Source organism: Microcoleus asticus IPMA8 (genome assembly GCF_013179805.1).
In the GTDB taxonomy this organism is placed as follows: Bacteria; Cyanobacteriota; Cyanobacteriia; order Cyanobacteriales; family Microcoleaceae; genus Microcoleus; species Microcoleus asticus.
On record NZ_SRRZ01000117.1, the window covers coordinates 1 to 25,244 of the forward strand.

Here is a 25,244-nt window from a genome sequence, read left to right on the forward strand (position 1 = left end):
ACTATTATTCGCGAAAAATCTTCTCTTCATCCCTTGGGCTTGTCTTGGCAACTAGAATAACTGCTCCCTCTATTTATTGAGCCGATACAAATTTTTCTTAACTCCCCAATCTCCGCCGCTAATGACCGCTTAACTTTTTAGAGTAGATACACCCAGCAGAAAAGGAGCAGCCTAATGAGCAAAATCTTACACAGACTGGCAATGGCCGCTTTAGGAACCGGCGCCATTTTCACAATTAATACACTTAATAATTTAACAGAAGCATCAGCGGCTAATAAATTTGACCAATTAGAAATTCATCAAAACACAGCTTTTCCAATTCCCGTACCGGGGCAGTTCCATAAATAGGCAAATTCATTGATTTAATTAAGGAGAAATTATGAAGTCTACACTTTGCTCGCCGCAACCTACAGCTACAAAATCTGACTCCGTTGATGCTGAGGCGATCGATGCCTGCACTGCACTTGCGTGGGTTGAATTGGTAGCATTAGATGCCAGCGCTCTCACAGGGGATGATTGGCTGGCTTTGTGCGATGATATTGATAGCGGGGAAATCTACCGCTGCTGGTTTTTGTGGCGCGACCGCGAAGTTAGCGGTAATTGGGAAGCTTACGATCCTTTGAGCGATCGCCGATTTGTTGCTAAAGAAAAAGTGTTGCTCAAAGCCGCGATCGACTCGCTCGAAGATGCTAGAAATCTGGCGACAGCAAAACTTTAATTCATCTAAGCCGCATACATTTCGCGCGGACAAAACAATAATTTGGCGAAGATAATTGACGACTGACTAAACAAACTTTCGTCCGCCTGCACGAGACTGGAAGAAAAAGGGGTAATAGAACCGGATTTGATATGAGTCCCGAAAACCAAATATTCTCAAAAAAAATAAAAAAATTTACGGCGGCAGGCAGAGTTGACTGTATGATCCTATGTGCTTCGTCTCGAAAGCGGTCGAGAACACTGTGACCGCCGCTTTCTCGTTGCCACTGTTAAACTCTTTGTCTTTAAACATGACTCCAAAACTGCGATGGCTGTTGCCTGCTTTAATTACTGTTTTGTCGATCGCCCTGCCCGCAAAAGCTGATACACTAACATCTTGGCACTTCGATGCCAGCGAAAACCAACTCAATTTAACCACGGATTCAGGAGTTCAGCCGGAAGTCAAACTCATTGCAAATCCCACCCGCTTAGTAATTGATTTACCGGGAATAGTCTTGGAATATCCCGAAACTCCTCAAAGCTACAACTCAGCTATTCAACAAATTAGAGTCGGACAGTTTGACACCGAAACTACCAGGTTAGTCATACAATTAACTCCCGGTTATAAGTTAGACCCGCAACAAGTCCGAGTCATTAGAGAATCTTCCACTCGCTGGTCGTTTCAGTTGCCGAATCCCGAGCAAATAGCGGGGAACGAGTCTGTTATACCTACAGCTATTACCCGGATAGAACAAACAACAGGTCAAGTTACGCCCACTGTTTCTCCCGGAAATCTGAGAAACTATTCCGCTGATTTGGGGATGTCAACAGGCTTGGAAATGACAGCCATCAAGCCTCAAATCGAAAGTGCGATCGAACAGTATAGATCCCTCAGCGCCGGAATGTTTTTTCTGGATTTAGATACAGGCAATTATTTGGATATCAAGGGCGATCGCGTATTTCCGGCCGCGAGTACCATCAAACTACCAATTCTGATTGCTTTTTATCAAGATGTAGACGCAGGCAAAGTTAGCCTAGACGAAACATTAGTTATGAAGTCCGACTTAGTTGCCAGCGGTTCTGGAACTATGCAAGACGAACGAGATGGCACTCGGTTTAGCATCAGAGAAACCGTAGATAAAATGATTACAATCAGCGACAATACAGCCACCAACATGATTATTGAACGTTTGGGGGGAATTGCTAAACTCAACGAGCGTTTTCGCAGTTGGGGATTAACTGACACCAGAATTCGCAATTGGTTGGGAGATTTTCAAGGAACAAATACAACCAGTTCTGTGGATATGGTAAAGCTGCTGGCGATGCTGTCTCGCGATAAATTAGTTTCTGAATCGAGTCGGGAACAAGCTTTAGAATTACTGCGGCGCACCACAACTAGAACGCTGTTACCTTCGGGTTTAGGCGCAGGAGCCGTGATTGCTGACAAAACCGGAGATATCGGTTTTGTGGTTGGCGATGCTGGAATTATTGATATGCCGAACGGCAAGCGTTATTTAGCGGCAATATTTGTCAAACGTCCTTACAATGACCCGATTGTGAGAGATTTTGTGCGTCGGATTTCGCGGATTGTTTACAATTATTTAGACCAACCTGCGGCCAAAGTACCGGAATTATAGAACTCATGCAAAAAACCCGCTTTCTGGTAAAAATCGTCGATTGATACGAATAATTAACACAGAAACGGGGTTTTTGGTGTGGCTTGCGTAAGCGCTGAATTAACAATTAACTTAAGACTATTCTTTGCGCTCGATGGCTACAGTCAAATGAGCCGCAACTGCCCCAACTGTAGCAAGTACAGCAGCAATTGGAAAGACTACGGAGCCTGCAACACCGCCCACCAATCCAGCCATCAGCGGAATGTCTGCCAAAATCCGCCCTTGCGAGTTTTTGATGACGAGGCGGCGGAGTTTTCCTTGCTCAATTAGTTCTTTGACTTTAGCAATTAAACTGTCGGCGCTAATCTTGAATTCTTCCACTCTGACTTTTTCTTCTGTTGCAAATTCTGAAGCGAATAAAGGAGTTTCAACTGTTGGGTTGGCTGAATTTCCCGCTGCTGCTGTTTCGTCTTGTAGAATCGTTACTTGTTGTTCTAGTTGTGAGTTCATTTTTTGTAAGGGCGGGTGAAAACCAACCGTTTAATTTGTATACCCTTATCTTCGGCGATCGCACTTGGGAATGACAGGCAAGGAAACCCTACAATCTGCATTCGTACTTTCCACCTCCCCACTTTTACTCAAAACCTTATCTCTGTCTGGTTAGAAAAGGGCGGGTTAATCTATTCCTAAAGGTATAGAAAATATCTTTGGGAAAAGCCGCCCCTAGTGATTATTTGTGTCGAATTAGCTCGTAAATTTCCACATAGTCTTTAGCTGGATATTTCCACGAATTGTCACAATTCATGCCTTGAAGCATGAGTTTTTCAAATTCATCATGATAGTCATACCACAATCCGATCGCCCGATCGAGCGCCGACTCTAAAGCGCCGTAGTCGCTTTGGTAAAACACGTAACCGTTGCGCTCTTCAGGGAGGTGGCGGGTGTCGTAATCTCGATCGAACACAGTATTCACCAAACCGCCAACTCCCCGCACCACAGGAACAGTACCGTACCTCAACCCGATCATCTGAGTCAGCCCGCAGGGTTCGTAATTGCTGGGAACCACAATCATATCCCCACCCGCATAAATTAAGTGCGACAGTTCCTCATTAAAACCTAGTTCTAAATGGCAGTCTGGATTGTCATTTAAAAACTGTCTTTCGTGCTGGAAATGCGCATTAATTCCCGCTTCGGTGGCGGAACCCAAAAGCACGAATTGCGCTCCCTTACTCAGAGAGTAATAAATTGCGTGGTGGACGAGATGAACGCCTTTTTGGTCGTCCAAACGACCGATAAAGGTAATAATAGGCTTGTCAGCATCGCGCAGTAACAGCCGATCGCGCAAAGCTTTTTTAGTTTTGGCTTTTCCTGCCAAATCCTCCTGAGTGTAGTGGTGCGGAATATAGCTATCGCTCTCGGGATTCCACACGTCATAATCAATGCCGTTGAGCACCCCGCGAAACTTCTCTTGATATAAATGCAAAGTGTGGCCCAAACCGTAGCCAAACTCGCCGAGGTGAGCTTCCCAGGCGTGGTGCGGCGAAACTGTGGTGACAAAATTAGAGTACACAATGCCACCTTTCATAAAGTTGATGGCAAAAGGGTTAAAGTTATCTCGGAGGCGATCGTACTCAAAATAATAATCCGGTCTGTGCAAACCCGTGGCTTGCAAAATATCGCTACCTCCCATGCCTTGATGTTTGAAATTGTGAATGGTATAGCAGACTCGCTGATATTCCATCCAATTGTATTTGTAAATTTCAAACAGCAAGACAGGCACCAAACCAGTTTGCCAATCGTGACAGTGAATCACATCGGGACGCTTGTTGCTTCTGAGCAAAAATTCCAAAGCGGCTTTGCTGAAAAATGCAAACCGCATATTGTCGTCATTGCATCCGTAATAACAGCCGCGATTAAAAAAGTTATCTTGAGAGCGAGGTTCGATGAAAAAACACAACTGCCCGTGCACCCAGCCGCACAAGACATCGCAGAGGATTTCGCCACCGTACCAGGGCACAGCCAAATCCCGGTAGGCCTCGTGAAGTCCCCAAATGTGGTCGTACCTCATGCAGTCGTACTTGGGTAGAATAATCTCGACGCAGTGGCCGGAATTCTGCAACTCCCGACTCAAACCGTAAACTACGTCGCCCAAACCCCCTGCTTTGATGACGGGGGCGCACTCCGAGGCAATTTGTACAATGTACATTTTTTTTTCTCGCTCCTGGATAAATCAAAAAAATAATTTCTTAACTTGACAAAGTATATGAGTTCGCGACAAATAAGCAAGTCGGCCATTGGGAATACAAGGAAATACGCACAGCTAGCGGATGTTGGGGCAGATTCGGGCGATCGCTGGCAATAGCCCAACGGGGAAGGATATCATCGAGGCGAAGCTGCAAGCTCTCCTTCAGAGGAGAAATAATCGGTTGAGCAAGTCGAAATTGTGGCAACTAGATCGCAAATTCCGCAAAATTTAACTCATTTTCTCGCATTTGTCAACTCAATCTTTTGAGCCAAATCGCCATTTGTCTCGTCTAGTTCCGAATATCGATCGCATAACTCACTCAAAGCTTCTTCTCCAGCAATCTCTCCATTACTGACAAACTTCTCTACTTCCACCGAACCATCACTCAAAAATTCAATTTCCCACCGTTCCCCAGGTACAGATACAATTACCATCATAGCTTCATCGCGATGATGGGCTAAACTGTAATCAATCGCCTGTTTTTCCAATTTTTGCAAAAATAATATTACTTGGTCAAACCATTATTTTTCATCTTTCAAATCTCCGATCGCTCAACAATTTGTGAACTATCCTAAAGCCTGGGATATTTTCTTCAGCACCTCTTTCTATTTGCTCCCATATCATTTCGCTAAATTATTCCCAACTTGACGAACTTGCCGGAAGCTGTGCTTGTTTTATACTACCTTTTTTACCTTTGAGAATCTCAGACACTTTCATGCCTGCAAATTTGTGTGCGATGTTTCTTCCTCCTTATCTTGCATAAATCCCACTCATAATTTTCATATCGATCGACAGAAATGGAACAACTTATCCCAAACCCATCGCATCATTTTCACATACTAATAATTTACCTTTGCCCTGATAAAACCAAACATAACCCTCTCCACCGCCTTTGCCAAAATGACCTAATTTTCGATAATCTTCTTCAATTCCCTTGGTAAATCCTTTAACCAAATCGCAATCAGCTATCAAAGTTTCACCTTGTTTTAGTTCGACAACCTTAGCCGGTGAACTTGTAGCTGCTACAACAGTAGCTTTTTGCTCGCGCAAAGCTGTAACAGCAATTCTCCACCTACCGTCATTAGAAGCAGCCACTTGTCGAAATTTCAGTTTTTTAGCACCGATAACTACATTGTCAGAACAAAACTGAAATACACCGTCATCAAATTCCCACTGCTCTGCATCCGAAAGCTCGATCGGCGTATAATGCAGGAAATTCCCTTTTTGTCTCGGTTCGAGCTTCACCGTACCAGTCCCTTGATATACGGGAGCGTTGTAGTCCATTTCCGTTGTCAAAGATACCCACATATCTTTCAAACGGTTATCCGTTTTATAAACACCGGAAGTCAATTTCCCCATACACCAATGCAGCGCACCTTTTTGAATTATCACTCCCGAATTGTTCAAGTTAATTTCTACTTGCTGAACGAGGGGAATATTCTTAGTGGGATGGTAAAACTTATTGGTTTCAGGATTGATGTTATTTTGGATGTACCACAAATCAGTTGGTTCCAAAACTTGGATTTCGTATTTCATAATATACCTCGCGTATTTACTTGAAATGTGTTAAACATTTGACCCGTGATTTGGGACTTCCGCGCTCCCGGACTTATCTTGTGAAATTTATCTTTTGCAGACATCCTCTGCTACTGTTAAAGTATCTAGCTATCTTAGCAATAGCAGACAGCGCCCCTCCACAATTGTTGAGAAAAATTTATGCCTGCGATCGCACAATCTCCCAATTTACCCATTTTACAAGAAATCAACTCAGGATTGCCCAATATTTGCGGCTCCGAAACAGAAATTAATGCCGCAGCCAATAGCAACGAACCAATCTTTCTACCTAACACAAATCTGCGCCTGGAAAACATTCAAGCCGGATTCGCCTGCGCCCTGCATATGCACCAACCGACAATTCCTGCCGGTGCAAACGGCGAACTGATCTGCAATCTCCAGCATATGTTTGAACATCCCAACCAAGGAGACAATCACAACGCCGGAGTCTTTGCTTGGTGCTATTCCCGCATGGGAGAATTTATTCCCCAACTAATTGCTGAAGGTTGCAACCCGCGAATTATGCTCGACTATTCGGGCAATTTGTTGTGGGGATTGCGCCAAATGGGACGCGACGATATCTTTGATAATCTCAAGCGGATTACCTGCGATCCTCAATATCAACCTCACGTAGAATGGCTGGGGACAATGTGGAGTCACGCCGTCATTCCCTCAACTCCAATTCCCGACATCAAACTTCAAATTCAGGCATGGCAACATCATTTTGCAGCCATTTTTGGGTTGGATGCCCTGAAGCGCGTCAAAGGTTTTTCGCCCCCAGAAATGCACTTTCCCAATCACCCAGATACACTGTACGAATACATCAAAGCTTTGAAAGAATGCGGCTATCGCTGGCTGATGGTGCAGGAACATTCTGTAGAAAATCCAGACGGTTCGGGATTGTCGCAAGACCAAAAATATATTCCCAACCGTTTAGTTGCGCGCAATTCTCGCGGCGAAACAATCAGCATCACTGCTTTGATTAAAACCCAAGGTTCGGATACGAAATTGGTCGGTCAAATGCAGCCTTATTACGAAGCCAAAGGACGCAATAAACAGCAAATTGGCAGTGTCACAGTTCCTTCTCTAGTTACTCAGATTGCCGACGGCGAAAATGGCGGCGTCATGATGAATGAATTTCCCAGCGCTTTTGTCAAAGCTTGGCACGAAAACCGCGAACAAGGCGGCGGAAAATCCGGTGTTGTCGGTTTAAACGGCACTGAATATTTGGAGATAATTGAGGCGGCGGGCGTTAATCCTGATGATTATCCGATTTGTCAGGGGATTAACCAGCACAAAATCTGGCACCTAGTCGATCCCGACAGTACGACGCCGGAAAAAGTGGAAAGTGCGATCGCCCAACTCAAGCAAACAGACCATAATTTTCACATGGATGGTGCTTCTTGGACTAACGATTTGAGTTGGGTGAAAGGCTACGAAAATGTCTTGGAACCGATGAATCTACTCAGCGCTGCATTTCACAAAAAATACGACCCGCTGTTGCAGCAAGATGCGGCAGTTACCAAGCAGTTTGAATACCAGCAAGCTTTGCTTTACAACTTGCTGCTACAAACAAGCTGTTTCCGCTATTGGGGACAGGGAACTTGGACTGATTACGCCCGCGAACTTTACAACCGCGGCGCTGCTTTAATGAAGTAGGAAAATTTATCGTAGGGTGCCGCGGAAACACACTGTTTGAGCAGCATCAAAGATCCGCGCTGACGCACCCTACACCTAGAAAGCAAAGCTTCATTGATAAAGAGAGGACTAAAGTCCTCACTACAAACACTGATTTACCAATTACTGCCTACATTTCCTGCATCAGCCGCAAATAATTTTGCCGCATCTGCGTCATATTTTCCATCATTCTATTAGCCATATCTTTCTCAACATCGCTCATTTGTTGCCAAAATAAAGCCGATCGCCTAGCCATAATCGCTTCTTCCCATAGCATCTCCAAAAGTTGCGCCGCCATTGGGTTTTCAGCATCGATAATCCCGCACAATTGCTCGAAGGCCCGGTTGGCTTCGGTGTGACTGTTAACATCCTGAACCAGGCTTAGGCATTTTTTGAGTTGTACGATCGGATTTTCAGAAGAGTAAGCCATAATTTCACTAAGATAAGCTACAAAATTTACGCTGATACCTTTGACATTACTAGAGTTGTGACACAGCCGTAGAGTTCCCTACATACCACCGCCAAGGCAAATCAATTCCTTGAGAAATCCCGATCCGCGTAGTTTGCACAAAATTTATTGTACCCTCCTCCACAGCTTGCTGAAAGCGATCGCTCCGATGTTCTAAGCGCAGCGGTTGGCCTGCACCCAAGGGAAAACCGCTTAAAGTTCGATCGATCTTCAGTACCTTACACAGTTTCCCAGGCCCGGCGGCGAGGCGCGATCGCTTCTTATCGGGAATTCCAGCGAATTCTTGGGGAACCGCATCTACCTGCAAAGCTCGAATTAGCACAGCACTAGCAACTCCCTCTGCATCCGTCACCACGTTAAAACAGTGATACATCCCGTAGATTAGGTAAACGTAGCTCATACCCGCAGGCCCGAACATCACCTCATTGCGAGGAGTGCGCTGTCGGTAAGCGTGACAAGCGGGGTCTCCCGGGCCGTAAGCTTCGGTTTCGACAATAATTCCCCGAATTGTCTCGCCGTCAGGAAACTGCCGCACCAGCGAGCATCCCAGCAAATCAGGCGCTACGCTGGTAGATGGCCGCGCCAGCCAAAAAGATTCTACAATCTGAGTATTTGCACTCACTCAACAACAGCAGGTAAATTATGGACGTTAAGTTAGTTTTAGCAGTCTTGACAGCAGTTTTCACCGTTTGCTGTCTGTTCTTCGGCACAAAAAACGGATTCTACGATACTGACAAGTATCACGGTAACGGTTCTGCTCACTAATTTTAGGCGTGCAGTTAATTTCTTAAAAAACCGCTGCCTGTTTTTCAGGCAGCGGTTTTCTTTCGATTTAAACAGTATTTGCTAGTCTTACTAAGGGTGAATTTTGCCATTTGGCATTTGAGCTTCTTGCAAGCTAGCATTGGATAAGTCAGCGCATCCCATGAGGTTTAAACGCATTGTCGCCCCTCGATCCGTTGCTTTCATCTTGAAACCAACTACTGCATTTTCTGGGTTGTTCTGTTCTGGAACAGCCGTGACATTAAAATCCATATTTGCTTCTTTTTCATTAGCCTCAAGGTTGAAAGTGATACCGGCACAGCCCAAATCAGCTCCCGTCAGGTTGGCTCTATTTAAGTTGGCATTTTTGAGGTTGGCATTTGCCAATTTTGCTCCTGATAAGTTAGCACCTTCTAGGTTTGCTCCCTGCAAGTTGACTCCTTGCAAGTCTAATCCTTTGAGGTTGGCATTGCTGAAATTGCACTCGGGACACTGTTTTGTTTGCAACAATTCCTTGACTTGGTTTTGTTGATTAGAAAAAATTAGATATTTTGCCGCAGTAAATACAACTGCGATGGACAATCCAGCAGTAAATAAATTTTTTAATTTCATAAATATCCGAAAAGCTGCGGGGGCTTTCTATCGCGGTTAATAGATTTCTACAATAGTGCGATCGACCTCTCCAGAATTTCCACAACAAAATTGTCTGCATCTGAGTCAATAAGTCCGGCGCAATTAAACACCGCCAGACTTATACATCCCGCCTCCTTTCCGTCGCCAATGCTGCTTTGAGCTTCGGACTCGTCCCGTCCGTCTGCTTCACTTTCCTTTAAGCAGTCCACAAACGGAATTTATTATTACCTGAAGGCGCGCATTGGCATATACCTGCGGACTGAAATAAAAGAAAATTTATTTATATCCCTGGAAAGAGGAAATTTTCTAGAGACTTGAAGATAATTAAAATAGAAACGCCATAAACGCCATACTGTAGCTGCGCTGTTAAGTTCTCAGCAACTACTTTTTTTGTCAAAATTGCTTTGAGAAATTAATTTACTCTAAAAACTGTTGGCAGCAGCTCAGGTTCCTCAACCTCGCCAGAACACACTCTACCTATAATCCCGACAATTCGGAGCGGCAATGAACACAATCAAACCCGAACCCAAAAGATCGCGCTTCATGGCTCTGCTGCTGACAACGCTGCTGACCTTTCCCTTTGTAAGTGCTTGCGGTTCTAGTGAGCAAAGTTCCGTTCCTCCGCCTCCTGTTGATAATACTCGCGCTGGAGGAGTGCAACCTAATCGCGGCTCCACTCCTACGCCACAAGCTAAAAAAGGACTCAACACTGCTCAAAAAGTAGGGATTACTTTAGCAGGAGCAGCCGCCCTTTACTACATCTACAATCAGTACAAAAATAAACAAGAAAAGGGGCCGCAGGGAAAACATTACCTTTCCAAAAACGGTCGCGTTTACTACCGCGATGCCCAGAATCGCGCTGTCTGGGTAACGCCCCCGCCTGAAGGAATTAAAGTTCCCGAGTCCGAGGCAGCGCGTTACCGCGAATTCCAGGGGTACAACAACCAAACTACCGGTCGAGACCTTACTACCGTGCCGGAAGCTACAAGTCCTGTTCCGGCACAGTAGCCTAACCACTTGAGATTTTAGATTGCCGATTTCGTGATTTTCACTTAAATCTGGGATTCCCAATCTAAAACACCCATTTTTCAACACATAAAAAAGAGGAACTTTATCATGGTAGATGGATTTTTCCGGAAGTTAAAAGATGCCGTCGTCGGGTCAGACAGCGAGCAAGTCGATCCTAACGACAATTACGAAGATCCCTCAAATCCCGGACTGTTCGGCAACGCGCGTCCTGCCAGCGAAGACCCCTACGGCGACCCGGCGGATGAGGAAGAGTTTAGTTGAGTCAGTTGACTAGAAAAATTACCTGGTAAGCAACAGCACCCCTGCGGGGGTGTTTTTTTTGGGGGAATACCACGAGTGAGCGAAAGATCAGCGGAAAAGGGAACTCTTGAGGCAATAGAGAATCTGAAACCCTTAACCGACAAGAATTGTTAAACGGAGAGGGTGGGATTTGAACCCACGGTGACATCACTGCCACACTCGATTTCAAGTCGAGCGCATTCGACCACTCTGCCACCTCTCCGGGCGCATAAATTTTATCATACCAGCAAATCTCTCTAACTACAAATAGCCGCAGATTCAGTGCGCCGATAAAGAATTTGTTCTCTTTCTACCGCGAAATCTTCGCCTACCCATACCATAGACACTTCCGACACTGCTCCATTTTCCAGCAGGACGATCGAGAAATTGCGCAGTTTCGAGCACTCTCTCTCCACAATTCGCGGTACGCTGGCCGCATTCAAATACACCGTACCCTCCGCACTCACCTCCAGCGACTTCCGCAACTCCTGCTTTGTGTGCCGCAGTTTGTGGTGCATATGACCAAAAGTTACCAGAGGTATGTGCTTCCCAGAACTCCGAGTTCGATCGATCGCCTCCGCAAAATCCGGGTCGCCCCAATCCCCTCCCAGCGGTTTCCAATCTCGCCCGCAGGGGTCTTCAGGAGCCTCTCCTAACCCCGTCGGGCCCGTGTGACCCAAAAAAATCACATTTTCGCAATCCGCCTGAGCAGCAGCCGCTGCTATGCGCTGTGCCGACTCCTCAAAACTTTCTACCCCAAACCACTCCGAGTAAAAATCCCCGTACTTCCACTCCGATCCCCCCCAAGTAAACGGGCGGCTTCCCACCACAGTTACGCCCAATTCTGGAAAATCCCGTTTCCCGTAACCGACGTGAGCTTCTCCCATTAAATCTAACTGCTGTTTCACCCAATTTTCTTGAGTTCGATCGTAAGGGCACTGACTGCGGCCCCACTCTGTCGCGGTGTACCAAGCGTCGTGGTTCCCAAAAACTGCTGCTTTCCGAATGTCCAATTGGGCGATCGCCCGCACAACCTCCACCGACTCATTGCCAAAATCCCCCACAAACAGCACCAAATCAACGCCCAGATGCTTCAGGGCCTCGCCGTCTTCAGGTTCCCACAGATCGTGAACGTCCCCCACCACCGCAATTTTGATAGATTTAGCTTTATTCATGTGATTTGTCATGTGCGATCGATCCCTAGCCCCTTCTTACTCAGCATAAGAAACAGCGACCAATTTTTGCACTCTCCCCCAGCCTATTTTGGATTTGAGATTTGAGATTTTAGATTGGCTCCACTGAACAGCCAGCACTTTTTGGTGAATTCAACTATAATTCAAAATACACTTTAGCTGTCTTCGCCACCTTCACCGGAATATTCTAACTGTGTTTACCACCGCACCTGCTCCGAACTTTACTCAAACCCGACTGCCCGACGACTTGTTTGCTGCAATTAACGCCCTCAAACAAGAGTTAAACGCCGTCATTCTCGCCCACTATTACCAAGACTCCGATATTCAAGACATCGCAGACTTCATTGGCGACTCCCTAGAACTTGCCCGCAAAGCCGCCAACACCAGCGCCGATGTCATAGTTTTTGCCGGAGTTCATTTCATGGCCGAAACCGCAAAAATACTCAATCCCGACAAATTAGTATTGTTGCCAGACTTAAATGCTGGGTGTTCCCTCGCCGACAGTTGCCCTCCCGAAGCCTTTGCAGCTTTCAAAGCCGATCGACCAGGACATTTAGTAATTTCCTACATTAATTGTACCGCCGCAATTAAGGCAATGAGCGATATAATTTGCACCAGTTCTAACGCGGTTAAAATTGTCAACCAAATTCCCAAAAATCAGCCGATTATTTTTGGGCCAGATCGCAATCTCGGTCGCTACGTCATGGAACAAACCGGCAGAAACATGGAGATATGGCAAGGAGCCTGCATCGTCCACGAAAACTTCTCAGAAAAAAAGATAGTTCAACTCAAAATCGAAAATCCCGAAGCCGAAATAATTGCCCACCCAGAATGCGAACCTCCCGTGCTGCGCCACGCCAATTACATCGGCTCCACTACTGCGTTGCTCAAATATTCTCAGTCCAGTTCTAGCCAAGCTTTTATTGTCGCGACTGAACCGGGAATCATTCACCAAATGCAAAAACAAGCTCCGCACAAACGCTTCATCCCCGCTCCTTCCACCAATAATAACTGCGCTTGCAACGAATGCCCGCACATGAGATTAAATACCTTGGAAAAATTGTATCTCTCCCTAAAGAATCAAACCCCCGAAATTACCATGCCCCTAGATATTCAACTAGCAGCCTTGCAGCCCATCCAGCGAATGCTAGAAATGAGCTAACCCCTCGCTATTTTTAAGTAAATATATTGTATGCTGGGTTGGGCGCGGCGATTAAATTAAATCTTCGCCTAACCCACCAACATCGATCGGCAATCCGTGAATCAGTTGTCAAACTCTTTCTCTTCTGTTCCTCTGCGCCTCTGAGGTTCCTTCCTTTAAAACTCATGAACGATAAATGATGCCGGAAAAACTGATTGTTTTCACTCGCTATCCCGAACCGGGAACAACCAAAACTCGACTAATTCCGGTGCTGGGAAAAACAGGCGCTGCCAACCTTCACCGCTTGATGGCCCAACGGACGATCGCCTGCGCTCTCTCTCTCCAAAAATCCCGCCGATTATCAGTAGAAATTCACCGATCCGGCGGCAGCCAACAACTGATGCAAGAGTGGTTAGGAAATGATATTATCTGTCAAAATCAAAGAGACGGCGATTTGGGCGCAAGAATGACAGCAGCATTTGAAAAGTCTTTTAATTCAGGGGTTGAGAAAACTGCAATTATCGGCACTGATTGTCCTGGTTTGAAAGCAGAAATCATGGCACAAGCTTTTGAGGAACTCAGCCAGCACGATTTAGTTTTGGGCCCGGCAAAAGACGGAGGTTATTATTTGATCGGGCTGCGGCGATCGATACCGGAACTGTTCGGTGGCATCGACTGGGGAACCAGTGAAGTATTTGCTTGTACGCAGGCGATCGCCCAAAAGCTAGACTTGAATATTGCTTATCTTCCCACTCTTGCAGATATCGATCGACCAGAAGACCTCCGCGGTTTAGATATTAATATATTGAAATAACTAAATTCGATTTTAATTATATTAACTATGATTATTTATCCTAGTTAATTATAAAAATCAACTAGATCCTCAAACCAGAATGTCATAATATATTAAGTGTATTTGTCTAACAAAATGCAGCGGTTAGACAGCGCTTGGGAGCATACTCCCAGGCGCGATAAAAAGCTAAAAAGTAGCAAATAATAAGAGGTCACATTTGTACAAAACCCGCCCTCCCAGATCAAAGCCGAATCTAGGCGCTGGCCAGGCGTAAAAAATTAGCAAATAACAGATAAGCTTTGTACAAAACCCGCCCTCTATCTCACGGGCTGCTTAATTCAGTATGCCGCCAGAAAATCGCAATCTCAAAATTTCTATTATAATTCCCGTCTTAAATGAAGCACCTACAATTGCCCGAGTCATCTCCACCGCCCTTCAGGCAAAAAATATCGAAATAATTGTCGCCGACAGCGGCAGCAGCGACGGTACAGCAGATATAGCAAAATCTTTGGGCATCCGAGTTATCTGCACGGCCCCAGGTCGCGCAGTTCAAATGAATGCAGGTGCAGCCGCAGCTACTGGAGAGATCCTGCTGTTTCTCCACGCCGACACTCTTTTGCCTCGCGGGTACGACTCTGGCGCGCGTGAGGCACTCGCTAAACCGTCTGCAGTAGCGGGGGCCTTTCAACTCAAGATTGACGCCCGCAGGATCTGTCTGCGTCTGGTAGAAACAGGGGTAAACTGGCGATCGAACTTTCTGCAAATGCCCTACGGGGATCAAGCCATTTTCCTCAAAGCAGCTACCTTTGACAAAATCGGCGGTTTTCCCGACTTGCCCCTGATGGAAGACTTTGAATTCGTGCGCCGGTTGAAAAAACAAGGCCGCATCGAAATAGTACCCCAGCCAGTGCTGACCTCCGCCCGTCGCTGGCAGCAGCTTGGGGTCATCAAAACCACCGCCATTAATCAAATAGTAATCATCGCTTATTTCCTGGGAGTGTCGCCCGATCGACTCGCTTTCTGGTATAAGGGACAAAAGAAAAATTCTTCTGAAAACTAAAGAATAGTGAACTTTTCTAAAGCTCACCGTTAATTATGTAAATAGGAAACACGTCCCTGCGTAAAATATGACTTGAACGCCTCAACTTTATTAAACTGCGAGGACAAACAGAATATGGCCGATCCCAGAGATGCAGAGCTTATTAAACCCTTTAACGGCGACCCCTTCACGGGTCATCTAGCAACTCCCATCAGTGCTTCTGATTTCACAAAAGCATTCATTGGGAACTTGCCCGCTTACCGCAAAGGACTCTCGCCCCTAGTTCGAGGTCTAGAAATCGGTTTGGCCCACGGTTATTTCCTCGTCGGCCCCGAAATCGTCTTCGGACCCCTGCGGGATTATCCCGAAGCAGCTAATCTCGGCGGATTAATTACAGCCCTCGTCTTAGTTCTGCTTGGCACACTAGGTATGTCTGCTTACGGTTTGGTGTCTTTCAAGCAAGACAACACCAGCTACCCTAGTGCTAATCCCATGACTCCCGATTCCCTCAGAAATGCTGAAGGGTGGAGCCAGCTTACCGCTGGTTTCTTCATTGGCGGGATGAGCGGCGTCTTTGCTGCCTATTTCTTACTCGAAAACTTTAACGGCGTTGACGCCATTTTCCGGGGTTTAGTCAACAATTAGGTTTCACTGCCAAATACCCCTGTTGGAACACACTAACTTTAGTTTGGAGAATTAGATATGACAGGTTCCTACGCTGCTTCTTTCTTGCCTTGGATTTTGATTCCGGTTATTACATGGTTAATGCCGGTTGTGGTAATGGGTTTGTTGTTTATCTACATTGAAAGCGACGCCTGAGCCTTACCCCGAAAGTAAGACCTAAGTTGGAAAGCCGAAGTAAAACGATTGACGAACAATTTCTCTGAAATTTCTAGATAAATCTAGGGAAAATCAGCAAAAATTGTTTTGAGATTGCTGGCAATCACAAAACTTAGTTTCTTTACCCCCATCCCCAGAATTTATCTGTGGAGCAATCTTTCAGTTTTCTTACTTCCGAACTCGTAATTGCCAAAAAATCCTCTGCCTGCAGGCAGAGGATTTTTTTACAAATAAGACAAATTATCCGATTAGGGAACACAAATTGCCAAATTCTAAGCCACAATTGTTATGGAAACTTATTCATGAGGAGACAGCGATGCAATTTTCCCCCGCACGCCGAATCTTAGCTCCATTCCTGATCTCGGTACTTCTGCTGGTGACCGCCTGCGGTCAAACCCAAGCCCCCTCCCGCTGGGACAAAGCCCAGCAGGAAAGCACCCAAAAACCTGCTCAAGCCAAGCAGACAACTGCTGACAAATCAAGTGCTAGTAATCAAAACCTGCCCAAAAAGGCAGTTGCAGGCGGCCAATTAAATAAATACTTCCCGTCTTCTGGCGGTGGATTCGATCGCGTCTTCGCTCAAGAAAAATCCGGTTTTGCTGAAGCTAAGCTGAACAAAGGCGGTAAAAATGTGGCGATGCTCTCGATTAACGACATCGCCGGCAACCCCTCGGCAGGCGCAAAATTTCAGCAAAGTACCAAGCAAATCGGCGGCTATCCCGCAGTTAATCAGGGTGCTAATATCACCGCTGTTTTAGTGGCAAATCGCTATCAGGTGAAAGTTCAATCCCGCGATCCGTCTTTTACCGCTAGCGATCGCGAAGCTTGGCTGTCAAAATTTAACCTCGGTGGCCTCGCTCGCGTCAAGTAGGAATGTCTATTGTCAAACTCCGCGCCCGACTCCTGTCTGGCGCTATTAGAACTAAGTCTGCCCAAATAAGACTGTGAAGTTCTTGCCATCTGCCAAAAGTAATACCTTTGATTCCCGTTCTAGCAAAAGGAGTTTTTTGTGAGCAAAACAGTCTTTGAATTAGTCGATACACTGCCTAAAGACAACATGACTGTCAAAGCCCTGCGAGCGCTTGACTTTGTGGTTCCCGGCGAGTGGAACAATTTAGTTGGCTTTGAAAATACCATTCGCACCGTTACTGGCGAAACAGACGAAGAACTGATCCAGCAAATTGGCGAGCGCGCCATCTACCTCTACAACGATAAGTCTCAGGGCTACCAGCGCGCTCTGTGGCTTTACCAAACTATTGACAGTGCCGACAAGGCTTTGGGCAGTGCCGCCCTCGCTAATAAAGTTGCGGAAAATGTCTCGTTTTTGTCGTTCCTCGGCAATATCACTCCCAAGGCTGAAAAAGCTCAAACGATCGACCTTTCTTTGAAGTTAGTCACTGAGTTGCTCGCTTTTTGCCAAATCAACGGCATTCCCGGCGACAGCATCGGCGATTTTGCCGGATCTTTGGGCGACTACGGTGGCGAATCCCTAATGCGGATGGCTGCTTTGGTTTGTTTCGACGGTTTGATTCCTTTGGGGCCTGACTTTATCATGGCAACTCAGTCTTGGATTCAAAAGCTCTCCCCTAGCGATTTGCAAGATAATCAGGCCTTCAAGTCGATCGGCGACCAGATTCCAGGGGGCTCTCCCGCAGGCCAACTCGGCTTTATTGGCGAAAGCTTTAACTCGGTTTCTGGCTGGATGAGCTCTTTTGTGAGCGATCGAGGTTTGACTCCCCAAAACGTACTCGGCCACTTGCAGAATTTTGTAGACATTTCTGCTGATAAGGTGGACTACGTGGGCGCATTCCTCGACATTAGTACCAACTACTACGAACACACCGGTGTTCAAACTCTCGCCCGCCGTTTGATTGAACGAGCTGTCGCAGAGATTTAGAATAATCTCAAGAGTTGTGATGTTTGCGGGCGATCGCCCTGAGTGTGTTGAGTTCAAATTTTTTTGAATCGCAATTTTCTCAGGTTGGTTTTCGATAAAAACTGTGTGCGATAGAGAAAGTCGATCGCCCGCACCTGCACTCACAACTCCTAGCCGATTACTATTTAACAGGAAGCGTTAATGTCAGAAGAACCGAAAAATCCTACCGCTGGCGAATCCGAAACTCCCAGTGCTGCGGTGGAGGACGCTCCGAGTTCCGACGCACCCGAGACAACTGACTTGCCCAGCACTGACAAGCCTCAGGCGGCTGCTAAAAAGCCCGCAGCCAAGGCGGACGGCGACAAGCCCCCAGCTAAAGCCAAAAAGGAAAAAGCACCTGCTGTTGAAGACAAGCCCTTTGCGGATTTTATTCAACAAGATTATTTGCCCGCCTTGCAAACTGCTTTAACTAAGCAGGGCGTTAAGGATTTAGAGGTAAGTTTGATCAAGCAAAAACTTCCCGTTGCTGGCATGAGTTCCGCCGGCGATTGCTGGCAGGTAATTGGTAAATTCCAAGAAGGTGAGCGCCAATTTAACCTGTATTTTCCTCAAGAAAATATTCAAAGTCAAAGAGCATTTTCCTGCGCTGAAAATAATACCAAAACCAGCACTTTAGAGCCTTTTTTGATAGACGAGCGCAAGGTTACTCTAGACCTCATGGTTTTTGGCGTAGTCCAGCGGCTTAATGCTCAAAAATGGCTAAATCTTAATTAGTTATTAGTCATTAGTCATTAGTTATTAGTTGTTAGTCATTAGTTGCTTGTATTTAGGCACTTACTAATGAGTGTCAGGGCGGGTTAATTTGGATAGGAACTTTACCGCTCGCCCCATCTCTAATTTTACCCCACTGACTCATAAGTGAGAAGTCATAGCTAATGACTAATGACTAATGACTATTGACTAATGACAGGTTTTCTTCGGATTTTGTCAAAAAATTGCGAGCTTGCATAATGCCGTAAAGGTTAACATCTGTTTCTAACAAACAAGCATGACCGCTGTTAGCCAGCAGCACCATTTCAGCATTGGGAATTACCTTGACTAAAAGCTTCGCTTCTACTAGGGAAGGCAGCAGCCGATCTGCACCGCTAGCAATTACTAGCGTCGGCTGTTTGATGCCGCGCAACTGATTTTCGTCAACATTAAACGATCGCACTAACGCCAATCTCCACACAGACGTATTTTGCGGTACTGCTTGCATCGCTTCTAGCAAAGCTCGCCGATCGTCGCGCCCGATCTTTCCTAAGGATGCTAATATCGGCAACAGACCGATTACCGACAGCGGATAAAGGTTGGCCGGCAGCCACTGAGTCAGGTACGATCCCCACTGCACCCAAGGCTGCTGTCGAAACGAAGAAGCTGGATTGACTAACATTAATCGATCGCACAATTGAGGAGCTTCTAAAACAGTTTTCATCGCTAAACAGCCCCCAAATGACTCGCCACACAGATAAACCGGCCGCTGCGGCTTTCCGGCTTGCTTTTCTGCTTCAATTAAGGCAATTGTTTCGCTAACAAGTACCTCCCAACTAGCCATGTCGTCAGCCGGTACCGTTAAGCAGCGAATGTCGAAATGACTTGCTAATTTAGAAATTTGCGGCCGCAGCAGCAAACCGCTGCCATCCATACCGGGCAGAAATACAAATAAAGGGCGATCGGGTTTCGGCGGTTTGGGGGTTAGGAAACGAATCTTGTTGTTAGCATTTGCCATGATTCAAATCAATCGATTTTAGATTTTAGATTTTAGATTTTAGATTGGAAATCTGACACGAGCCAACAGTCAACAGTCAACAGTCAACAGTCAACAAACTTACAAACAACCTCGTTGGAGTAATTCTGCAATTTCCCCCTGACAGTGGTCTGTGAGTTCAGCAACAACTGCTTTGGCTTTTTTGCCTCGATATTGCTGCTGTCGATCGACAGTAATCCAGTAAGGCCGGCCGATTAAAACATTAACTCGCTGATAAACTATCACAGGATGCCATCCCGATCGATCGAACAGCGGTTCCGAAGGATCGAAAAAACTCAACAACTTGAGCGGTACACCCGATCGTACCGAGTGTTCCTCAAAAGAACTAATCGCCACCGGCAAAACCGCCAAATCCCGCACCGGAGCCCGCAAAGCCAAATGAGCAAATCCCCGCTGAAACTTCCCCACAGTATTCGGCCCAGTTAGCTTCACCATCGGTTCTGCACCCTCGGGAAACACCCCCACCATCTCTCCGCCTTGCAGCAGCGCTGTCGCTTGAGAGAAAAAATGCTGCTGTCGGTGCTCCGGTGCTTCCAAGGGGAAAGCGCCGAAACTCGTGACAACTTCCCGAATCACCGGGACTTGACCCATGTAATGATGACAAGCAAAGCGGATCGATCGACCCAAAGCCGCCGTCAGCAGCACAGGATCTAAGAAACTGCGGTGATTGCTCACCACCAGCACCGGACTCTCTTGGGGAATCCGGTCTTCGCGGTACACAAACGTCTGCGTTCCCAAACCAGCCAGGAAACAGCGCGAAATCAGCAATTTGCTCTCTGAAGACATGGGCCAAAAGACAGGTGGGACGCTATAAAGGTGGATTCTATTCTCATGAAGCTTAACATTACTTTACCAAGTCGGGGCTCCCTCAAAAAGTAGACTTTCCCCTGATGCCTTTGTTTCGCAATCCTGGACGCACGGGCGGTCATCACCTTGGTTTTTTGGGGCGTTTACTTCTAGTCAGCCCGCCAAAACAGTACAAAACCGGGTTTCTAGGCGTCGGAGTGCGATCGCCAACTGTTTCGGCAGAAATTCCCAGTCAGAAGCAAAAATATACCAAGTGTTGTGGCAACTTATTAAAGAATGTTTACAACAACCCCAAAACCAAGTTGCGACAGCTAAACTTAGAAATTTACAGTGGGCATTGACGCACTGTCAAAGTATTTTTGGACAAGTCGTAATAGCAATCTCCAGAGGCATCAAATGAATAACATCCAAAACTATCGCCTTAAATGTACCCTCACCTTTGGCGACATTTACGGTCAAATCATTGTTTGGCTGATAGTCATCTTCCTGAGTCTAGCGTCGGCACTCGCCTTGTGGAGTAGCGCCCGCCAAATCTACGCCTTGGCTACCGTCGGCTTGATTTTAGTGCTGTCTCTGCCCTTCTTGCTGTTTGCTTTCGTTACAACTCTGCTAAATAACATTGAAGTGCTTGCTGTAGAACCCGGTACGGAACCTCAACCTTCTGCAACGGGAAATCAGTCGCTTCAGAACCCTGCCGAAAGCGCCGGCTAGTCCAATTTGAAAATTTAACTTTAGATTTTCCATTCAAATCAAAAGTTAAAAAACTTCCTGCTCTTGTGGTAGGAAGTTTTTTTTTGCGTCACCATAAGTTGAGCAGAACACTCAAAATAATTAAAAGAAATGCTAGAACACGACGTAATCATTGTAGGCGGCGGTTTAGCAGGTTGTCGCGCCGCAGTAGAAATTGCCCGGACTGACCCCAGTTTAAAGGTAGCTGTAGTTGCCAAAACTCACCCGATTCGATCGCACTCCGTCGCAGCCCAAGGTGGCATGGCCTCCAGCCTGCAAAATGTCGATCCCGAAGACAGTTGGAAAGCCCACGCCTTCGACACAGTAAAAGGTTCAGACTATTTAGCCGACCAAGACGCTGTAGAAATCCTCACTCGCGAAGCACCCGGTGTAGTCATAGATTTAGAACACATGGGAGTCCTCTTCTCCCGCCTCCCAGACGGCAGAATTGCCCAGCGCGCTTTCGGGGGACATTCCCACCGCCGCACCTGCTACGCCGCCGACAAAACCGGTCACGCCATCCTCCACGAATTGGTCAATAATCTGCGCCGCTGCGGAGTTCACATCTATCAGGAGTGGTACGTTACCCGCCTGATTTTGGAAGAAGGCCAAGCCAAGGGGGTAGTTATGTACCGCCTGCTAGACGGTCAAATTGAGGTTGTCCGTGCTAAGGCGGTGATGTTTGCCACGGGCGGTTACGGTCGAGTTTACAATACCACGTCGAACGATTACGCCTCCACCGGAGACGGTTTGGCGATGACGGCTTTAGCTGGATTGCCGCTGGAAGATATGGAATTCGTGCAGTTTCACCCGACTGGTTTGTATCCCGTGGGAGTGCTGATTTCCGAGGCTGTGCGGGGCGAAGGCGCTTATTTGATTAATTCAGAGGGCGATCGATTTATGGCCAATTATGCCCCGTCGCGGATGGAATTAGCGCCCAGAGATATCACTTCGCGGTCAATTTCCATAGAAATTCGCGCCGGTCGAGGAATTAATGTTGATGGTAGTGCCGGCGGCCCCTTTATCTACCTCGATTTGCGGCACATGGGACGCGAAAAAATCATGAGCAAAATTCCTTTTGCTTGGGAAGAAGCCCACCGTTTGTTAGGAATTGATGCCGTAAATCAGCCGATGCCCGTCCGCCCTACCGTTCACTATTCAATGGGGGGAATTCCTACTAATGTTAGCGGGCAAGTTCGCAGCAGTCCTGAGGGTTTGGTGGACGGTTTTTTTGCAGCCGGCGAAGCAGCTTGCGTGTCTGTTCACGGCGCCAACCGTTTGGGCAGCAACTCGCTTTTGGAATGCGTCGTTTACGGCAAAGTTACTGGCGCAACCATAGCACAATTCGTACAAAATCGTAAGTTACCTGCCGTAGACGAACAGCGTTATATTACGGAAGCAAAAGAGCAAATTCAGGCACTTGTAGAACGTCCCGGAAAATACCGAATCAATCAAGTGCGGCAGCAGTATCAAGATACTATGACTGAGTATTGTGGTGTATTTCGTAGCGCCGAATTGATGCAGGAAGGTTTGACAAAATTGGATGAATTGGAGCGACAATATGAGGAGGTTTACTTAGATGATAAAGGGAAGTTGTGGAATACGGAAATTGTGGAAGCTTTGGAGTTGCGGAGTTTGATAATTGTCGGGAAAATGATTTTAACTTCTGCTTTGAACCGGCAGGAAAGTCGGGGAGCTCATTCGCGGGAAGATTTTACTGAGCGCGATGACGGCAACTTCTTGAAGCATACAATGGCCTATTATTCGCCGGCAGGGATTGATTTGGCTTATATGCCGGTGGCGATTACGATGTTTGAGCCGCAGGAGAGGAAGTATTAATTTGTAGGTGTGCAGTTCGCACCTTACTAATTGACAACTACAGGTTCGCCAAGCAGAGATATGCTCAACCATATTTTGCTAGCTGTCAAAGCCGAACATTTTTCAGACAGTCCTGGACGCACTCGGACAAAAGAAACCGGGTTTTTTACCCAATCTGCGGGCTGCAACGCGTCTTTTTGTAAAAAAACCCGGTTTCGCTTGCCCCATGCGTAAGTCCTATCAGAAATAAAAATTGCAACCACTACCAGAGGTAAGCAAGTGAATAGAGAAAATGCTGACATCAGAAAAAACACCGTAAGGGAAGTTTGTGAAAAAGAAGTAGTAGAGTTTCTCCAGGTAAGTGCATACAAATTTAGAGAATTCCTACCCCAGCATAGAATCGGTTATGTAAAGCTGACATGGAACTGGAAAAATATGACTCTTCTGCCTCCATAAATAGTCAGACCTCCTCAGAATTTACCTAAAAATATACTCGATACTTTTGAACGTCACCTCTGGTATTCTCGACATAACATCAGCGATATTTATCTCCTGAAGATTCCTATTGACGGTCGAGATGCTTTTTTCTTTGTCATTTCTGGGCACTGTCACGATGCCTGGGATAACGGTTGTTGGTTAGTTGAAGTATTTGATAAACAAGGCGAGTTTCTGGGATCGGGCGAGGTTTTGGATAGGCGGGAGGATGCAATTATTAAAGAGTACATTAAGTGGAAAGATCGACAGCTAGACGGTCGAGACTACTACACGGAAGCACCTCCTTGGGACGGAGATCCGCCAGAAGATGATTCTTACGAATACTGGGGACAACGTATAGTCTGGTCAGAGAACTAAACACAATCTACTGAGTTTGCTGTTTATTCAACTCTGGGAAATGACTACAAACTTCGCAGTGTTATACTGCTTTTATCCTGTATGGTTCCAAACAAGTAAAAAATGGTAGCATAGGATAAATCTTGCTAAAACCATAAAAAACATCGTAGTTCTAAACAGTTAAAAATAATATATGACTAAAACGACACAGACATCTCAATTCCAGCAAGCTCTTGAAGCTGTAGAAGTTTTATCATTAGAAGATCAAGCCCTGCTTCTAGATATTCTTCAGAATCGTCTGCAACAACAGCGACGAAATGAATTACTCAAGGAAGTGGCAGAAGTTCGTCAAGAGTATGCTGAGGGCAATGTTAAATTTGGGTCGGTAGCCGATTTTATGGCGGAGTTAGATGATTGATGAAAATTGGTTGGACTCCCAAATCTATTCGTACTTTCAAAAAGTTAGTTCGTAAAAATCCTCAGCTTCGCCTTTTAATTGAAGCTACGCTTGAACTTTTGTCTGAGGACTGCTTTAACCCCAGCTTGCGAACTCACAAACTGACAGGAGATTTATCGGGTATCTGGTCGTGTTCAATAGATTATGATTATCGGATTTTATTTGAGTTTGTGACCGATCCAGAAGATGAGGAGGAAGCTATTTTATTGCTCAAAATGGGTTCTCATGATGAAGTCTATTAAGACCGATCGCCCTTTTCCCCAATTCTCTCCCGCTATGTCACTCTCCAGCATTCTCCGTCACTTCTTCCACAGATAAACTTAACGCCTCCGCCACTTGTTCGGCACTCAAACCCATTCCCAACAATCGGGGAATTGCATCCCTTCTTGCCTGAAATTCAGCTTGTCGTGACTGTTCTGCACTCTCGGCTCGCAATCTTTCTTGTTCTGCTCTTTCCCGTTGTTGTTCTCCTCGCAATCTCTCCAATTCTGCTCTTTCATCGCCAATCAACAGCAAATTACCTTCCTCGTCCCACCAACGCAGCCAAAGCATACTTTGATTTTGATAACTGCCTTGCCAAAGTCCCAATTCTACGCCTAAATATGCAATGGGAAAATGCTGAGGGGGTGACAAAGAGGTCTAGGAGATAGACCGAATCAGGGTTGCAGCCCGCATACCTTGTTGATAAAAGCGACGTTTATTTCGAGTTAACTTCATTAACTGTTCCACCTCCAAAGAATATTGTTCGAGATAATTAACCCACTTTTCTCCATCTTGCGCCTTCACCAAATGTACTCCGTCTTCGATATCTTTTTCTAGGTTCTCGACGCCGACATACATATTTTCCTACCTGCTTTTTCTGCTGTAGTTTAGACTAAAAAATGAGCGCAGCTAAAAGTAGCCACCTTTGAATGTCAGGCAAGCTGTTGCTCAAAAACTCAAAAAGTAGAAGA

General features: G+C 46.2%; 34 protein-coding genes, 1 tRNA gene and 1 pseudogene. 22 read left to right on the forward strand and 14 right to left on the reverse strand.

What is annotated here, in order from left to right; translation table 11 throughout:
- The first annotated feature begins 174 nt into the window (after nt 1-174).
- The 3 genes from E5S67_RS24740 (at nt 175) to E5S67_RS24750 (ending at nt 2,333) form a co-directional block, all read left to right on the forward strand.
- On the forward strand, nt 175-348 hold the full coding sequence (locus tag E5S67_RS24740; RefSeq protein WP_172191019.1) for a hypothetical protein: 174 nt from the start codon (nt 175-177) through the stop codon (nt 346-348).
- A 31-nt stretch (nt 349-379) separates the two neighbouring features.
- On the forward strand, nt 380-718 hold the full coding sequence (locus E5S67_RS24745; RefSeq protein ID WP_172191021.1) for a hypothetical protein: 339 nt from the start codon (nt 380-382) through the stop codon (nt 716-718).
- Between the two features lie 289 nt (nt 719-1,007).
- Nucleotides 1,008-2,333 carry a serine hydrolase gene (locus E5S67_RS24750; protein ID WP_172191065.1) on the forward strand — a complete coding sequence of 442 codons (1,326 nt, stop codon included), beginning with the start codon at nt 1,008-1,010 and terminating at the stop codon, nt 2,331-2,333.
- A 117-nt stretch (nt 2,334-2,450) separates the two neighbouring features.
- On the opposite strand, the gene E5S67_RS24755 is transcribed toward E5S67_RS24750, so the two are convergent.
- Both E5S67_RS24755 and glgA read right to left on the reverse strand, forming a co-directional pair.
- Nucleotides 2,451-2,822 carry a DUF4342 domain-containing protein gene (locus E5S67_RS24755; RefSeq protein WP_172191023.1) on the reverse strand — a complete coding sequence of 124 codons (372 nt, stop codon included), beginning with the start codon at nt 2,820-2,822 and terminating at the stop codon, nt 2,451-2,453.
- Between the two features lie 220 nt (nt 2,823-3,042).
- Nucleotides 3,043-4,518: a glycogen synthase GlgA gene (gene glgA / locus E5S67_RS24760; protein WP_172191025.1), complete on the reverse strand. Its 1,476-nt coding sequence runs from the start codon at nt 4,516-4,518 to the stop codon at nt 3,043-3,045.
- 121 nt (nt 4,519-4,639) lie between these two features.
- On the opposite strand from glgA, the gene E5S67_RS24765 reads away from it, so the two are divergent.
- On the forward strand, nt 4,640-4,789 hold the full coding sequence (locus E5S67_RS24765) for a hypothetical protein (protein WP_172191027.1): 150 nt from the start codon (nt 4,640-4,642) through the stop codon (nt 4,787-4,789).
- 1 nt (nt 4,790) lies between these two features.
- Here the strand turns inward: E5S67_RS24765 and E5S67_RS24770 are convergent, their stop codons facing one another.
- Nucleotides 4,791-5,054: a hypothetical protein gene (locus E5S67_RS24770; protein ID WP_216670696.1), complete on the reverse strand. Its 264-nt coding sequence runs from the start codon at nt 5,052-5,054 to the stop codon at nt 4,791-4,793.
- Nucleotides 5,055-5,364: 310 nt separating this feature from the next.
- Nucleotides 5,365-6,093 carry an AIM24 family protein gene (locus tag E5S67_RS24775; protein WP_172191029.1) on the reverse strand — a complete coding sequence of 243 codons (729 nt, stop codon included), beginning with the start codon at nt 6,091-6,093 and terminating at the stop codon, nt 5,365-5,367.
- Nucleotides 6,094-6,273: 180 nt separating this feature from the next.
- On the opposite strand from E5S67_RS24775, the gene E5S67_RS24780 reads away from it, so the two are divergent.
- Nucleotides 6,274-7,770, forward strand: coding sequence for a glycosyl hydrolase family 57 (locus E5S67_RS24780; protein ID WP_172191031.1), 1,497 nt, complete (start codon nt 6,274-6,276; stop codon nt 7,768-7,770).
- 148 nt (nt 7,771-7,918) lie between these two features.
- On the opposite strand, the gene E5S67_RS24785 is transcribed toward E5S67_RS24780, so the two are convergent.
- Both E5S67_RS24785 and E5S67_RS24790 read right to left on the reverse strand, forming a co-directional pair.
- The gene (locus tag E5S67_RS24785) at nt 7,919-8,218 is read right to left on the reverse strand and encodes a hypothetical protein (RefSeq protein WP_172191033.1); all 300 of its coding nucleotides are present in this window, start codon (nt 8,216-8,218) and stop codon (nt 7,919-7,921) included.
- Nucleotides 8,219-8,267: 49 nt separating this feature from the next.
- Nucleotides 8,268-8,879, reverse strand: coding sequence for a DNA-3-methyladenine glycosylase (locus E5S67_RS24790; protein WP_172191035.1), 612 nt, complete (start codon nt 8,877-8,879; stop codon nt 8,268-8,270).
- A gap of 20 nt (nt 8,880-8,899) precedes the next feature.
- Between E5S67_RS24790 and E5S67_RS34160 the strand changes: the two genes are divergently transcribed.
- Nucleotides 8,900-9,022 carry a hypothetical protein gene (locus tag E5S67_RS34160; RefSeq protein WP_006633228.1) on the forward strand — a complete coding sequence of 41 codons (123 nt, stop codon included), beginning with the start codon at nt 8,900-8,902 and terminating at the stop codon, nt 9,020-9,022.
- 90 nt (nt 9,023-9,112) lie between these two features.
- On the opposite strand, the gene E5S67_RS24795 is transcribed toward E5S67_RS34160, so the two are convergent.
- Nucleotides 9,113-9,631 carry a pentapeptide repeat-containing protein gene (locus tag E5S67_RS24795; protein WP_172191037.1) on the reverse strand — a complete coding sequence of 173 codons (519 nt, stop codon included), beginning with the start codon at nt 9,629-9,631 and terminating at the stop codon, nt 9,113-9,115.
- A gap of 47 nt (nt 9,632-9,678) precedes the next feature.
- Nucleotides 9,679-9,861 (reverse strand): hypothetical protein, encoded by a 183-nt coding sequence (locus tag E5S67_RS24800; RefSeq protein ID WP_172191039.1) that lies wholly within the window; start codon nt 9,859-9,861, stop codon nt 9,679-9,681.
- A gap of 295 nt (nt 9,862-10,156) precedes the next feature.
- Here E5S67_RS24800 and E5S67_RS24805 point away from each other — a divergent pair, with 295 nt between their 5' ends.
- Both E5S67_RS24805 and E5S67_RS24810 read left to right on the forward strand, forming a co-directional pair.
- On the forward strand, nt 10,157-10,660 hold the full coding sequence (locus tag E5S67_RS24805; RefSeq protein ID WP_172191041.1) for a hypothetical protein: 504 nt from the start codon (nt 10,157-10,159) through the stop codon (nt 10,658-10,660).
- 108 nt (nt 10,661-10,768) lie between these two features.
- Nucleotides 10,769-10,942, forward strand: coding sequence for a hypothetical protein (locus E5S67_RS24810; RefSeq protein WP_246276976.1), 174 nt, complete (start codon nt 10,769-10,771; stop codon nt 10,940-10,942).
- Between the two features lie 154 nt (nt 10,943-11,096).
- Here E5S67_RS24810 and E5S67_RS24815 read toward each other — a convergent pair.
- Nucleotides 11,097-11,183, reverse strand: a tRNA-Ser gene (locus E5S67_RS24815).
- Between the two features lie 34 nt (nt 11,184-11,217).
- Complete coding sequence (locus E5S67_RS24820; protein ID WP_172191043.1) at nt 11,218-12,135, reverse strand: TIGR04168 family protein; 918 nt, start codon at nt 12,133-12,135, stop codon at nt 11,218-11,220.
- A 211-nt stretch (nt 12,136-12,346) separates the two neighbouring features.
- Between E5S67_RS24820 and nadA the strand changes: the two genes are divergently transcribed.
- The 8 genes from nadA (at nt 12,347) to E5S67_RS24860 (ending at nt 18,616) form a co-directional block, all read left to right on the forward strand.
- A complete protein-coding gene (gene nadA / locus E5S67_RS24825; protein WP_172191045.1) occupies nt 12,347-13,315 on the forward strand; it encodes a quinolinate synthase NadA in 969 nt (322 codons plus the stop codon).
- A 175-nt stretch (nt 13,316-13,490) separates the two neighbouring features.
- The gene (locus tag E5S67_RS24830; protein ID WP_172191047.1) at nt 13,491-14,108 is read left to right on the forward strand and encodes a TIGR04282 family arsenosugar biosynthesis glycosyltransferase; all 618 of its coding nucleotides are present in this window, start codon (nt 13,491-13,493) and stop codon (nt 14,106-14,108) included.
- 322 nt (nt 14,109-14,430) lie between these two features.
- Nucleotides 14,431-15,147, forward strand: coding sequence for a TIGR04283 family arsenosugar biosynthesis glycosyltransferase (locus tag E5S67_RS24835; protein WP_172191049.1), 717 nt, complete (start codon nt 14,431-14,433; stop codon nt 15,145-15,147).
- A gap of 114 nt (nt 15,148-15,261) precedes the next feature.
- Nucleotides 15,262-15,771 (forward strand): photosystem I reaction center protein subunit XI, encoded by a 510-nt coding sequence (locus E5S67_RS24840; protein ID WP_172191067.1) that lies wholly within the window; start codon nt 15,262-15,264, stop codon nt 15,769-15,771.
- 57 nt (nt 15,772-15,828) lie between these two features.
- Nucleotides 15,829-15,945 carry a photosystem I reaction center subunit VIII gene (locus E5S67_RS24845; protein ID WP_015174678.1) on the forward strand — a complete coding sequence of 39 codons (117 nt, stop codon included), beginning with the start codon at nt 15,829-15,831 and terminating at the stop codon, nt 15,943-15,945.
- 337 nt (nt 15,946-16,282) lie between these two features.
- Nucleotides 16,283-16,837 (forward strand): hypothetical protein, encoded by a 555-nt coding sequence (locus E5S67_RS24850; RefSeq protein ID WP_172191051.1) that lies wholly within the window; start codon nt 16,283-16,285, stop codon nt 16,835-16,837.
- A gap of 138 nt (nt 16,838-16,975) precedes the next feature.
- Entirely contained in the window at nt 16,976-17,863 is an 888-nt protein-coding gene (locus E5S67_RS24855) for a hypothetical protein (RefSeq protein WP_172191053.1), read from the forward strand.
- A 180-nt stretch (nt 17,864-18,043) separates the two neighbouring features.
- Entirely contained in the window at nt 18,044-18,616 is a 573-nt protein-coding gene (locus tag E5S67_RS24860) for a DUF2996 domain-containing protein (RefSeq protein ID WP_172191055.1), read from the forward strand.
- A 172-nt stretch (nt 18,617-18,788) separates the two neighbouring features.
- Here the strand turns inward: E5S67_RS24860 and E5S67_RS24865 are convergent, their stop codons facing one another.
- Together E5S67_RS24865 and E5S67_RS24870 are read right to left on the reverse strand one after the other, a co-directional pair.
- Nucleotides 18,789-19,610, reverse strand: coding sequence for an alpha/beta fold hydrolase (locus E5S67_RS24865; RefSeq protein ID WP_172191057.1), 822 nt, complete (start codon nt 19,608-19,610; stop codon nt 18,789-18,791).
- 99 nt (nt 19,611-19,709) lie between these two features.
- Nucleotides 19,710-20,435, reverse strand: a complete 726-nt coding sequence (locus E5S67_RS24870) for a lysophospholipid acyltransferase family protein (protein ID WP_172191059.1) — start codon at nt 20,433-20,435, stop codon at nt 19,710-19,712.
- Between the two features lie 104 nt (nt 20,436-20,539).
- On the opposite strand from E5S67_RS24870, the gene E5S67_RS24875 reads away from it, so the two are divergent.
- The 6 genes from E5S67_RS24875 to E5S67_RS24900 all read left to right on the forward strand — a co-directional run bounded on the left by E5S67_RS24875 (nt 20,540) and on the right by E5S67_RS24900 (nt 24,533).
- Nucleotides 20,540-20,797, forward strand: coding sequence for a hypothetical protein (locus tag E5S67_RS24875; RefSeq protein ID WP_172191060.1), 258 nt, complete (start codon nt 20,540-20,542; stop codon nt 20,795-20,797).
- Between the two features lie 55 nt (nt 20,798-20,852).
- On the forward strand, nt 20,853-21,167 hold the full coding sequence (locus tag E5S67_RS24880; RefSeq protein WP_015174671.1) for a hypothetical protein: 315 nt from the start codon (nt 20,853-20,855) through the stop codon (nt 21,165-21,167).
- Between the two features lie 129 nt (nt 21,168-21,296).
- Nucleotides 21,297-23,024: a succinate dehydrogenase/fumarate reductase flavoprotein subunit gene (locus E5S67_RS24885; RefSeq protein ID WP_172191061.1), complete on the forward strand. Its 1,728-nt coding sequence runs from the start codon at nt 21,297-21,299 to the stop codon at nt 23,022-23,024.
- A 666-nt stretch (nt 23,025-23,690) separates the two neighbouring features.
- A complete protein-coding gene (locus E5S67_RS24890) occupies nt 23,691-23,855 on the forward strand; it encodes a hypothetical protein (RefSeq protein WP_172191062.1) in 165 nt (54 codons plus the stop codon).
- A 172-nt stretch (nt 23,856-24,027) separates the two neighbouring features.
- Nucleotides 24,028-24,252, forward strand: a complete 225-nt coding sequence (locus E5S67_RS24895) for a hypothetical protein (protein WP_172191063.1) — start codon at nt 24,028-24,030, stop codon at nt 24,250-24,252.
- On the forward strand, nt 24,252-24,533 hold the full coding sequence (locus E5S67_RS24900; RefSeq protein WP_172191064.1) for a type II toxin-antitoxin system RelE/ParE family toxin: 282 nt from the start codon (nt 24,252-24,254) through the stop codon (nt 24,531-24,533). The genes E5S67_RS24895 and E5S67_RS24900 overlap by 1 nt, the downstream gene beginning before the upstream one ends.
- Nucleotides 24,534-24,570: 37 nt before the next feature.
- On the opposite strand, the pseudogene E5S67_RS24905 reads toward E5S67_RS24900, so the two are convergent.
- Both E5S67_RS24905 and E5S67_RS24910 read right to left on the reverse strand, forming a co-directional pair.
- Nucleotides 24,571-24,909, reverse strand: a pseudogene (locus E5S67_RS24905) (Uma2 family endonuclease); the annotation flags it as partial.
- 21 nt (nt 24,910-24,930) lie between these two features.
- Nucleotides 24,931-25,131, reverse strand: a complete 201-nt coding sequence (locus E5S67_RS24910; protein WP_246276977.1) for a hypothetical protein — start codon at nt 25,129-25,131, stop codon at nt 24,931-24,933.
- Nucleotides 25,132-25,244 lie beyond the last annotated feature (113 nt).